The sequence below is a fragment of the Microbacterium luticocti DSM 19459 genome (genome assembly GCF_000422405.1).
Taxonomy (GTDB): Bacteria; Actinomycetota; Actinomycetes; order Actinomycetales; family Microbacteriaceae; genus Microbacterium; species Microbacterium luticocti.
Map to the genome: position 1 here is coordinate 37,935 of NZ_AULS01000001.1, position 11,895 is coordinate 49,829.

Annotated in this window: 10 protein-coding genes; 9 read left to right on the forward strand and 1 reads right to left on the reverse strand. The window is 71.2% G+C overall.

Features of this window, described 5'->3' with window-relative positions:
* The first annotated feature begins 29 nt into the window (after positions 1-29).
* The 4 genes from aroC to H577_RS0100235 are packed head-to-tail and all read left to right on the forward strand — an operon-like array spanning position 30 to position 3,305.
* On the forward strand, positions 30-1,241 hold the full coding sequence (gene aroC / locus H577_RS0100220; RefSeq protein WP_029144232.1) for a chorismate synthase: 1,212 nt from the start codon (positions 30-32) through the stop codon (positions 1,239-1,241).
* Positions 1,238-1,771, forward strand: a complete 534-nt coding sequence (locus H577_RS0100225) for a shikimate kinase (RefSeq protein ID WP_029144233.1) — start codon at positions 1,238-1,240, stop codon at positions 1,769-1,771. The genes aroC and H577_RS0100225 overlap by 4 nt, the downstream gene beginning before the upstream one ends.
* Entirely contained in the window at positions 1,768-2,850 is a 1,083-nt protein-coding gene (aroB, locus tag H577_RS0100230; protein ID WP_029144234.1) for a 3-dehydroquinate synthase, read from the forward strand. Before H577_RS0100225 ends, aroB begins: the two co-directional genes overlap by 4 nt.
* On the forward strand, positions 2,847-3,305 hold the full coding sequence (locus H577_RS0100235; RefSeq protein ID WP_029144235.1) for a type II 3-dehydroquinate dehydratase: 459 nt from the start codon (positions 2,847-2,849) through the stop codon (positions 3,303-3,305). The genes aroB and H577_RS0100235 overlap by 4 nt, the downstream gene beginning before the upstream one ends.
* Before the next feature lie 139 nt (positions 3,306-3,444).
* Here the strand turns inward: H577_RS0100235 and H577_RS0100240 are convergent, their stop codons facing one another.
* Positions 3,445-4,887, reverse strand: a complete 1,443-nt coding sequence (locus tag H577_RS0100240) for an MDR family MFS transporter (protein ID WP_029144236.1) — start codon at positions 4,885-4,887, stop codon at positions 3,445-3,447.
* Between the two features lie 72 nt (positions 4,888-4,959).
* Between H577_RS0100240 and H577_RS0100245 the strand changes: the two genes are divergently transcribed.
* From H577_RS0100245 to H577_RS0100265, 5 genes are all read left to right on the forward strand, one after another.
* Positions 4,960-5,583 carry a TetR/AcrR family transcriptional regulator gene (locus H577_RS0100245; protein WP_029144237.1) on the forward strand — a complete coding sequence of 208 codons (624 nt, stop codon included), beginning with the start codon at positions 4,960-4,962 and terminating at the stop codon, positions 5,581-5,583.
* Positions 5,584-5,643: 60 nt separating this feature from the next.
* Positions 5,644-6,204 carry an elongation factor P gene (gene efp / locus H577_RS0100250; protein ID WP_029144238.1) on the forward strand — a complete coding sequence of 187 codons (561 nt, stop codon included), beginning with the start codon at positions 5,644-5,646 and terminating at the stop codon, positions 6,202-6,204.
* 13 nt (positions 6,205-6,217) lie between these two features.
* The gene (nusB, locus tag H577_RS0100255) at positions 6,218-6,628 is read left to right on the forward strand and encodes a transcription antitermination factor NusB (RefSeq protein ID WP_029144239.1); all 411 of its coding nucleotides are present in this window, start codon (positions 6,218-6,220) and stop codon (positions 6,626-6,628) included.
* 36 nt (positions 6,629-6,664) lie between these two features.
* Entirely contained in the window at positions 6,665-10,030 is a 3,366-nt protein-coding gene (locus H577_RS0100260) for a DEAD/DEAH box helicase (protein WP_245570298.1), read from the forward strand.
* A 105-nt stretch (positions 10,031-10,135) separates the two neighbouring features.
* A complete protein-coding gene (locus H577_RS0100265; protein WP_029144241.1) occupies positions 10,136-11,722 on the forward strand; it encodes a Rieske 2Fe-2S domain-containing protein in 1,587 nt (528 codons plus the stop codon).
* Positions 11,723-11,895 lie beyond the last annotated feature (173 nt).

The following is an 11,895-nucleotide window of genomic DNA, read 5'->3' on the forward strand; positions in this document are numbered from 1 at the left end:
CCTGCGCGAGGGCGTGGGAGACTGGAGCCATGCTCCGCGTGCTCACGGCCGGCGAATCGCACGGCCCCGAACTCGTCGCCCTCATGGAGGGCATGCCCGCCGGCGTGCCCGTCTCGCGCGAGGCGATCCAGGCCGACCTGCAGCGTCGCAAGCTCGGGTACGGCCGCGGGTCGCGCATGAAGTTCGAACAGGACGAGCTGACCGTCTCGGCCGGCGTGCGACACGGCTACACGATCGGCAGCCCCATCGCGGTGCGGATCGGCAACACCGAGTGGCCGAAGTGGACCGAGGTGATGAGCGCCGAACCCGTCGACCTCACCGACCGCTCTCGCGGACGCGGTGCACCGCTGACCCGCCCGCGGCCTGGCCACGCCGACCTCGTCGGCATGCAGAAGTACGGGTTCGACGAGGCCCGGCCGATCCTCGAACGCGCCAGCGCCCGCGAGACGGCGGCCCGGGTCGCGCTCGGTGCGATCGCGCGGGCGTTCCTGGCGGAACTCGGCATCGGCCTGGTCAGCCACACGCTCTCGATCGGCCCCGTGCAGGTGCCGCCGGATGCCCCGGTGCCCGGCCCGGGCGACGTCGCAGCACTGGACGCCGACCCGCTGCGATGCTTCGATGCGGCTACCAGCGCGCGCATGGTCGCCGAGGTCGACGCCGCCCGCAAGGACGGCGACACCCTCGGCGGCATCGTCGAAGTGCTCGCCTACGGGCTGCCGCCCGGGCTGGGTTCGCACGTGCAGTGGGACCGCCGCCTGGACGGCCGGCTCGCGCAGGCGCTCATGAGCATCCAGGCCATCAAGGCCGTCGAGGTCGGCGACGGGTTCGAGACCACCCGCCGCCGCGGCTCGGCCGCGCACGATGAGCTCTTCGCCGCCGACGACGGCATCGTGCGCGCGAGCGACCGTGCCGGTGGCACCGAGGGCGGCATGTCGACCGGCACCGTGCTGCGGGTGCGCGCCGGGATGAAACCGATCGCGACCGTGCCGCACGCCCTGCGCACGGTGGATGTGGCCACCGGCGAGACCGCATCGGCACACCATCAACGCTCCGACGTGTGCGCGGTGCCCGCCGCGGGCGTGGTCGCCGAGGCGATGGTCGCACTCGTTGTGGCCGAGGCGGTGCTCGAGAAGTTCGGCGGTGACAGCGTCGCCGAGACCCGCCGCAACCTCGACGGGTACCTCGCCGCGATCCCCGACACCCTGCGCACGGCCGCCCACAGCGACCCCGCCCGGGCATGACCGGCCGCGCCGTCGTGCTGATCGGCCCGATGGGGGCCGGCAAGACGAGCATCGGCCGCAAGGTCGCCAAGGCCCTGGGTGTGGGCTTCTTCGACACCGACGTCGCCGTCTCGCGCACGTACGGACCGATCCCCGAGATCTTCGCGGCAGCGGGTGAAGCGCGCTTTCGCGAGCTGGAGCGCGAGGCCGTCAAGGAGGGTCTTCGCACCGACGGCATCGTCGCGCTCGGCGGCGGGGCGGTGCTCGATGCCGACACCCGAGCCGACCTGGCCGCTCACCGGGTCGTGCTGTTGACCGTCGACCCGCGTACCGTGGCCGGTCGCATCCGCACCTCCACCCGCCCGCTGCTGCAGGGTGAGGACGCCCTGGCCCGGTGGCGGCAGGTCAGCGCCGAGCGGCGGGAGCTGTACGACCGGCTCGCCGACGTCACCTTCGACACCTCGACCGGACACATCCGCGACATCGTCGCGCGGGTGGCCGATTGGGTGCGCTCCAGTCGGGCGCACGACGCCCAGGAAGGACAGCGATGACCGACACCACCGTCATCCCGGTCGCCGCCGAGCGGCCCTACGAGGTCGCCGTCGGCCGCGGCATCCTGCGCGACCGGCTACCGGCCGTCGTGCCCGAGGGTGCCGCGAAGCTGCTGCTGGTGCACCAGCCGTCGATGGCGACCGCCGCCGAACAGCTGCGCGAAGCCCTCGCCGCCACCGGGCGACAGGTGCTGCTCGCCGAGATCCCCGACGCCGAGGCGGGCAAGCGCATCGAGGTCGCGTCGTTCTGCTGGCAGATCCTCGGCCAGGCCGACTTGACGCGCAGCGACGCGGTGATCGGCTTCGGCGGGGGCGCGGTGACCGACCTGGCCGGTTTCGTCGCCGCGACCTGGCTGCGCGGCGTCGACGTCATCCAGCTGCCGACCACCGTGCTGGGCATGGCCGATGCCGCCGTCGGCGGCAAGACCGGGATCAACACCAACGAGGGCAAGAACCTCGTCGGCGCGTTCTGGACGCCGCGCGCGGTGATCTGCGACCTCGACCTGCTCGACAGCCTGTCGGCCAACGAACGTGTGGCCGGGTTCGCCGAGGTCGTCAAGGCCGGGTTCATCCGCCACCCCGAGATCCTCGACCTCGTCGAAGCCGACCCGCAGGCTGCGGTCGACCCCGGCTCCGACGCGTTCCGCCGCTGCATGGAACTGGCGATCGGCATGAAGGCGCAGGTGGTGGGACAGGACCTGCGCGAGGCGGGGCTGCGCGAGATGCTCAATTACGGGCACACCCTCGGGCACGCCATCGAGTACGCCGAGCGATACCAGTGGCGCCACGGCGCGGCGATCAGCGTCGGCATGATGTACGCCGCCGAGCTGTCACGGCTGGCCGGACGCCTCGACGACGCCGCTGTCGACCGGCATCGCGACATCCTCACCTCGCTGGGGCTGCCGACCACTTACCGGGCCGGCGCGTGGCAGCAGCTGCTGGCCACGATGCGCCGCGACAAGAAGGCGCGCGGCAGCATGCTGCGCTTCGTCGTGCTCGACGGCATCGGCCGTCCGACGGTGATGCAGGCGCCCGACGAGTCGCTGCTGTACGCCGCCTACCAGGAGATCGGGTCATGAGCGCACCGCGCCGCCTGCTGCTGGTCAACGGGCCGAACCTGAACCTGCTCGGGGTGCGCGAGCCCGAGGTGTACGGCACCGCCACCCTCGCCGACGTGGAACGGATCGCCGCCGACGCGGCCGCCGCCCGCGGCTTCGACGTGCAGGCGGTGCAGAGCAACCACGAAGGCGTGCTCATCGACGCCATCCACGCCGCGCGCACCGAGTGCGCAGGGATCGTCATCAACCCGGGCGGGCTCACCCACACCTCGGTCGTGCTGCGCGACGCGCTGTCGGGCGTCGCGCTCCCGGTCGCCGAGGTGCACATTTCGGATGTGTACGCCCGCGAGCAGTTCCGGCAGGTCTCGTACGTGCGTGACGTCGCGGCCGTGCACGTGATCGGCGAGGGCGTCGCCGGCTACGCGACCGCCGTGAACCTGCTCATCGACGTGATCGCCGGCCAGTCCGAGGGCTGACCCGGCCACGGCGTCGCGAGTGCCGAACCGCCGCCCCGGCGCGCTTCGGCGCGCCCCGCGCTCACGCGGCCCCGGCGCGCCCCGCGCTCACGCGGCCCCGGCGCGCCCCGCGCTCACGCGGCCCCGGCGCGCCCCGCGCTCACGCGGCCCCGACCGCGGCCCGCTTCGCCTCGGCCGCAGCCGTGGGGCGCGGCCGCGACGGCAGCGTGAGGCACACGCCGATCGCGACGACGGTGAAGCCCACCGCCCACCAGAACGCCGTGTCGAAGCCGGACGCCACGTCGGCGATCCCGTGCGCGCCGCGGGTCGAGGCATCCAGGATCACCGCCAGCACCGCGGTGCCGAACGCGCCGCCGATCTGCTGCGCGAGACGTGTGACGATGCTGGCATGCGGCACCTGCTCCCGCTCCAGCCCGAGGTAGGCGACCGACATCACCGGGATCATCACGGCGCCCATGCCGAAGCCGCGCACGACCAGCACCGCAGCCAGCCACCAGTCGTTCGTCGCCGCGTGGGCGAGTGCGAACGGCACGGTCGCCGCCCCCATCACGACGAACCCGGCGATCGCCACCAGGCGCGCGCCGATCGCATCGGTGAGCCTGCCCGCCAGCGTCCGGCTCAGCAGCGCGCCGACCCCCTGCGGAATGAGCAGCAGCGCGGCGGTGAGCGCGTCCGCGCCGCGCACCAGCTGGAAGAACAGCGGCAGCAGCAGCATCGCGCCGTACAGCGACGCGCCCGACAGGAACAGCACCGCGGTCGACGAGGCGACCGGCCTGCGGGCCAGCAGGCCGACATCGACCAGCGCGGTGGCGGGGCGGCGCAGCTGCACGAGCACGAACAGCGCGAGGAACACGACGCCCGCCGCCGCGGGCGGCCAGACGTCCAGACGTGCGAAGCCGCCGTCGCGGCTCACGTTCGAGAGTCCGAAGAGCACGCCGACCAGCCCCGGCGAGACCAGCACCAGTCCGAGCCAGTCCAGCACCGGCCGGCCCCGCGGCGGGTCGGCGGGGATCAGCCTCCAGGCGAGCAGCAGCCCGACCAGGCAGAACGGCACGTTCACCCAGAAGATCCAGCGCCAGTCCAGGAGGTTCAGGATGAGTCCGCCGATGGTGGGGCCGAGGATGGGCCCGAGCGCGGCGGGCAGGCTCACCGTCGCCATCAGCCGGCCGAGTCCGGCACCGCCCGGCACCTGCTGGATGGCCAGGGTCGCCATCAGCGGCATCATGAGACCGCCGCCGACGCCCTGCACGACCCGGAACGCGATGAGGCTGGGCGCGTCCCACGCGAGCGAGCACGCGATCGAGGCGACGAGGAAGATCGTGAGCGCGATCATCCAGAGCCGTTTGCCGCCGATGCGCGCCTGCGCCCAGCCGACCGCGGGGATCGCGACGCCCAGCGCGAGCAGATACGCGGTGGTCACCCACTGGATCGTGCCGATGGGCACGTCCAGGTCGACGGCGAGGGTCTTCAGCGCGATGCTCATGATCGTGCTGTCGAAGATGACGGCCAGGCCCCCGACCATGAGCACGAGGGCCGTGACGATCGCGCGGCGGGGGACGGCAGGGGCGGATGCCTCGGACATGCGGATCCTTAAGAGTCAGAGCTGTATCTAACAGACGTGACCGACGATACGCCGTCACGATAAGATACACAAATGAATCTTCAGGAGTCGGTGCGACGGCGGCGCGGGAAGCAGCTCGAGGACGCGATCCTCGATGCCGGCTGGGAGCAGCTGATCGTCGACGGATACGGCGGTTTCACCATCGACGCGGTGGCCGAGCGCGCCGGCACCAGCCGCTCGGTGATCTACCGGCGCTGGCCCGACCGCTGGGCGTTGCTGGAGGCATCCGTCGCCCACGGCCTGCGCCGCGACCGCGTCGAGGTGCCCGACACCGGCTCGCTGCGCGGCGACGCCATCGAACTGTTGCGGCGTGCGAGCGCGAGCCGCGGCCAGCTGGCCCCGCTGATGAGCGTGCTGGTGGGGGCGTACTTCTCCGAGTCGGGGCGCACCTTCGCCCATCTGCGCGAGCAGGCGTTCGGCGGCCGCGGCGGCGGCATGGACGTGATCCTCGACCGCGCCGTGCAGCGCGGCGAAGCGGATGCCGCACGCCTGACGCCGCGCGTGCGCACGGTCGCCGCCGACCTGATGCGGCACGACATGCTGATGACGTTCACCCCGTTGCCGGACGAGCAGATCACCGCGATCGTCGACGAGATCCTGCTGCCGCTGGTGGCCCCGCGGCCCCCAGCCCCCGAGGGTGCGGACGACATCCCGTAGAATCAGACGTCGGGCTCGTGCCGGGCCCGTCCCCGACCGACGAAACGGACCACATCACCCATGGCATCCACCGCAGACATCCGCAACGGCGTCGTCCTCAACCTCGACGGCCAGCTCTGGAGCGTCGTGGAGTTCCAGCACGTCAAGCCCGGCAAGGGCGGCGCGTTCGTGCGCACCAAGCTGAAGAACGTCGTCACCGGCCGCACCAACGACAAGACGTTCAACGCCGGCTCGAAGGTCGAGATCGAGAACGTCGACCGCCGCGACTTCACCTACCTGTACAGCGACGGCGACGGCTTCGTGTTCATGGACGCGACCGACTACGACCAGATCACGGTTCCCGCCGCGGTGGTCGGCGACGCGAAGAACTTCCTGCTCGAGAACCAGCAGGTCACGATCGCCCTGCACGACGGCAACCCGCTGTACGTCGAACTCCCCGCCTCGGTGGTGCTCGAGATCACCTACACCGAGCCCGGACTGCAGGGCGACCGCTCGTCGGCCGGCACGAAGGCCGCCACCGTCGAGACCGGGTACGAGATCCAGGTGCCGCTGTTCCTCGAGACCGGCACGAAGGTCAAGGTCGACACCCGCACCGGCGACTACCTCGGCCGCGTGAACTGAGCGCGCCCGCCCGATGAGCGCACGCACGAAGGCGCGCAAGCGCGCCCTGGACATCCTGTTCCAGGCCGACGTCCGCGGCGACGAGGTCGCGACGATCCTCGCCGCCGAGGCGCAGCGCGCCGCCAACGAGCCGGCGCGTGAGGCCTCGTGGCTGTATGCGCGCGAGATCGTCGACGGGATCATCGACAACCAGGGCGAGATCGACGAGCAGATCACCACCTTCGCCAAGGACTGGCCGCTGTCCCGGATGCCCGCGGTGGACCGTGCCCTGTTGCGTATCGCCACCTGGGAGATCCTCTACAACGACGAGGTGCCCACCGCGGTCGCCATCGATGAGGCTGTCGAGTTGGCCAAGGAGTTCTCCACCGACGAGTCGGGCGCGTTCGTCAACGGCGTGCTCGCCCGCATCGCGCGCTCGTCCTGACGACGGATGTCGGTGGCCCCGGCTGGAATGGGTCCCGTGACCGCACCGTTCTTCGATCCCGAGCAGATCCGACGCCAGGCGCTCGGTTTCGGGTTCGTGCGCGGCGTCGACTACTTCCGGCAGGGCGCCGTGCGCTCGGTGGCGTGGGACGAGGATGCCGGCGTCCTGCGCGGCACCGTGTCCGGAAGCCGTTCCGCGGTGTATCGCACGACGATCCGACCGGACGGCGCCGGCGGCATCGCCAGTGCGTCGTGCACGTGCCCGATGACCGCCTGGTGCAAGCACACCGTCGCGACGATGCTCGCCTCGAACGAACGGACGGGGCCCCCGCCGCGACGCACGCCCGTACCCGCCCGTCCTGCACCGGCCGCGGCCACCACGGCGGAACCGGCCGCTCGGCAGGACGTGCGCGCGTGGGCGGCGGCCGACGGGTTCGCGCCGGCTCCGACGCCCGTGCCGGCGCCGACACCGTCGTGGCGCGACCTGCTGCGCGACGGCACGGCGTCCGGCGGTGCGGCACCGGGCGCGGTGCCGCTGGCGCTCGGGGTCGAGCTGCGCCAGCGCTCCCGCACCGGCGCCTCGCGCTGGGCGCCCCGCTCCGTCGCGACCGCGACGGCTCGCAGCCTCGCCACGGCCGGGGGAGAGGTGCTGGTCGGACTGCGCCCGCTGATGCGCAGCACCTCGACCGGAAACTGGATCCGCGGCCAGGCGGCATGGGACACGCTGCGACGCCAGGGGTCGCTGTTTCGCACCGACCACGTTCGCTGGATGCTCGAGCTGCACAGCATCGCACACGGCACCCGTGCCATCGGTCCGTTCGTCGACGTGTCGGACTGGCTCACCCTCGACACGGTGGCGTCCGATCTGCTGTGGCCGCACCTGGCCACTGCACCCGCGCACGGCATCGAGATCGTGTCGGCCGCCAAGGGGCAGGAGGTGCGGATGGCATCCGACGCCGACGCGGCCATCGTGGTGCAGCGGGACGGGCGCGGCTTGAGACTCGTGCCCGAGGTGCGCATCGAGGACGCCGTCGTCGACCCTGAGAGGGTCCGCGCCGTCGACCGCACCGGCGTGTACTCGTGGACCGTGTCGCGTGGTCGGATCGCTCTGACGCTGGCCCCCGGTGCGCTCGGTGAGCCGCTGCGCACGCTGCTCGAGCATCCTGCCGGCATGTCCGTTCCCGCCGCCGAGGTCCAGGAGTTCTTGAGCGGTGGGTACGCGCGGCTGGCGCGCCGGGCGAAGATCGTGGCCGGCGCCGGAGTCGCGGTCCCCGAGCCGTCGCCGCCGGTGCTCGAGCTGTCGGTGAGATTCCGGCCGCGCGAGGTCGTCGAGTACGCGTGGGAGTGGGTGTACGCGTCGGGCGACCGGTTCCCGCTCACCGGGGAGCATCCCGATCGCGACGCCGAGGCGGAGGCCGAGGTGCGGGGTCGGCTCGATGCGGTATGGCCGCCGGCGGCGGGGCCGCCCGCCACAGCGATCACGACCTGCAGCGGCATCGAGGCCGCCGAGTTCATCGCCGAGACCGTCCCCGCGCTCGAGGCTCTCGACGGCGTCCGCGTCGTCACCCACGGCCGGCGCCGCACCTACCAGGAGCTGACCGGTGACCCCGAGATCACCGTGTCGACCGTGGAGAGCACCGACCCCGACTGGTTCGACCTCGGCGTGCTCGTGACGATCGACGGCCACGCCATCCCGTTCCAGCCGCTGTTCACCGCACTGGCGAAACGGCAGAGCAAGCTCCTGCTCGTCGACGGCAGCTACTTCTCGCTGCGCCACCCTGCGCTCGACCGGCTGCGGGAGCTGATCGACGAGGCGGCCGAACTGACCGAATGGGAGACCGGGCCGCGCATCAGCCGGTATCAGACTGCGTTGTGGGAGGACTTCGAGGACCTCGCCGACGTCGCCGAACCCGCCGTCTCGTGGCGGGCGGCCGTCGACGGGCTGCGGGACGTGCAGCGCATCGAGTCGACGCCGCTGCCGGCTGGTCTGCACGCCGAGCTGCGCCCGTATCAGCGCGCCGGGTACGACTGGCTCGCGTTCCTGTGGCGCCACCGGCTCGGCGGCATCCTCGCCGACGACATGGGGCTGGGCAAGACGCTGCAGATGCTCGCGTTCTTCGCCCACGCGGTGCAGACGGGCCCGCGGCGCCCGTTCCTGGTGGTGGCGCCCACCTCGGTGCTGACGACCTGGCGCGACGAAGCGGCGCGGTTCACACCGGGCCTGTGGGTGGCCGTCGTCGACGCGACGCGGGCGCGGCGCCGCAGTCCGCTCCCGGCCGATGCCGACGTCGTCGTGACCTCGTACGCGCTGCTGCGGCTGGACGAGGACGAGTTCGTCGCGGTGGACTGGGCCGGCGTCGTGCTCGATGAGGCCCAGTTCGTGAAGAACCCGGCGACCAGGCTGCACAAGGCGGTCCGCCGACTGCGCGCCGACGTGACGTTCGCGATCACCGGCACGCCGATGGAGAACACCCTTGCCGAACTCTGGGCCTTGCTGTCACTGACCTCGCCCGGGCTTTTCCCGTCCGCCCGCCGGTTCCGGCAGGAGTACATCGGCCCGATCGAGCAGGGCAAGGTGCCCGAGAATCAGGAGGGGGCGCCGTACCGGTCCGCCCGCCTGGCCCGGCTGCGGCGCCGGGTGCGCCCGCTCATGCTGCGGCGCACGAAGGAGCACGTGGCCGCCGAACTGCCGGCGAAGCAGGAGCAGGTGCTGCACATCGAGCTGACCGCCGCCCACCGGGCCCGCTACGACACCGTGCTGCAGCGCGAGCGGCAGAAGGTGCTGGGGCTGCTCGAGGACCTCGACCGCAACCGCTTCATCGTGTTCCGGTCGCTGACGCTGCTGCGCCTGCTCGCACTGTCGCCGGCGCTGGTCGATCCCGCCGACGCGCGCATCCCGTCGGCCAAGCTCGACGAGCTCGTCTCCCAGGTCGCCGAACTCGCCGCCGAGGGGCACCGATGCCTGGTCTTCAGCCAGTTCACGTCGTTCCTCGACCTGGCCGCGCAGCGACTGGATGCCGCGGGCATCGCCAGCGCGCACCTCGACGGCTCGACCCGGCGGCGCGGCGAGGTCGTCGACGGGTTCCGCACCGGCGACGCCCCGGTGTTCCTGATCAGCCTGAAGGCGGGCGGGTTCGGACTCACCCTCACGGAGGCCGACTACGTGTTCCTGCTCGACCCGTGGTGGAACCCGGCGGCCGAAGCCCAGGCCGTCGACCGCACCCACCGGATCGGGCAGACCCGGAGCGTGTTCGTGTACCGGATGATCGCCGGCGGCACCATCGAAGAGAAGGTACTCGCCCTGCAGCAGCGCAAGGCCCGGCTGTTCCGCTCGGTCATGGACGAGGACGATCTGTTCGCGCAGTCCCTGACCGCCGACGACATCCGCGGCCTGTTCGCCTGAACCGCCGGACCGGCCGTCCGCCCGGTCTGTGCACGCACGGCCGTGAACGCCGGTCACACAGGATCGGCCGCGTAGACTCGGTGGGCGATTCGAACGGGAGGACACATGCGGATCACCGGCCTCGGCCATGCGGGCATGTTCATCGAGACCACCGGCGGCAGCATCATCTGCGACCCGGTGATCGGCCCGAGCTTCTACGGATCGTGGTTCCCGTTCCCCGACAACCGCAGCCTGGACTGGGAGCGGTTCGGGGCGGCCGACTTCCTCTACATCTCGCACCGGCACCGCGACCACTTCGACCCGGCGCTCATGCAGCGGTACATCCGCACAGACATCCGGGTGCTGCTGCCGGAATACCCGACCGACGACCTCGAAGACGACCTGCGCCGTCTCGGTTACACGAACATCGTCTACACCCAAGCGGGCGTTCCGCTCGAGTTCGGTGACCTGAAGCTCATGGTCACGCCACTGCGCGCCCCCAGCGACGGGCCGATCGGCGACTCGTCGCTGTCGGTCGACGACGGGACCGCCAGCATCCTGAACCAGAATGACTCGCACCCGCTGGATCTGGAGAAGCTGCTCGGCTTCTCGAAACCCGACGCGTATTTCACGCAGGTGTCGGGGGCGATCTGGTGGCCGATGGTGTACGACCTGCCGCAGGACGCCAAGCAGAACTTCGCCCGGCTCAAGCGTGACGCGCAGAACAAGCGCGCCATGTACTACATCGAGAAGGTCGACGCCGAGCACGTGTTCCCGATGGCGGGGCCGCCGATGTTCCTGCGCGAGGAGCTGTTCCGGTACAACGGGTGGGGCCTTGAAGACGATGCCATCTTCACCGACCAGGCCCAGTTCCTCGAGCACATGCGGCAGCTGCGACCCGAGCAGAAGGGGTACCTGTTCCTGCCCGGAACACAGGTCGACCTCGACCACGGTCGGATCAGCGTGACTCAGACGCTGTACACCGACGCCGAGATCGACCGCATCTTCGGCGACAAGTGGACGTACCTGGCCGAGCAGCGCGATGCGCGGCAGGACGAGATCCGCGCGGAAGAGGCATCCCGTGCCCCGGTGATGGCCCCCGATGAGATGCTCGCCGCGCTGAAAGCGTGGTGGGAGCCGCTGCTGCGCAAGTCCCGCACGATCCGGCTCGGTGTCGGCGGCAACGTGCGGTTCCGCATCGGCGAGCTCGACATGGTCGTCGACTTTCCGAAGGCCAAGGTGCGCGAGTATGCGGGCGAGGAATGCATCTACTGGTACACGATCCCCGCTGACCTCGTCTCGACGAACATCCGCGACCACGAGATCGACTGGTCGAACTCGATCTTCCTGTCGATGCAGTTCTCGGTCGGGCGGAGCGGCAAGTTCAACGAGTTCCTCACCACGTTCCTGAAGTGCCTGTCGGTGGATCGGATCGAGTACGTCGAGAACTGGTATCAGGAGCAGACCGACCAGACCGAGGATGTGCAGCTGGGCGACTGGACGATCCAGCGCCGCTGCCCGCACCTGCGCGCCGACCTGTCGAAGACCGGCACGATCCAGGACGGCGTGCTCACCTGCAGCATGCACGACTGGAAGTGGGACCTGACCACCGGCCGCTGCCTCACCACGCAGGGCCACCCGATCCGCGCCGAGCAGTGCCCGGTCGCCGAAGGCCCGGTTGCCGAAGGCTCGGTCGCCGAGCCCGTGCGCTGAGCCGCCGTCCCGCAGCCGGCCGACGCGACCACGCCCGTGACGCCCGTGTCCCACAAGATGCGGGATGCCAACTCCGAAACCCACAGGTTCTGAGACACGCCCGCGGGGCATGTCTCACAAGATGCGGGATGCCACCTCCGAAACCCACGGGTTCTGAGACACGCCCGCGACCG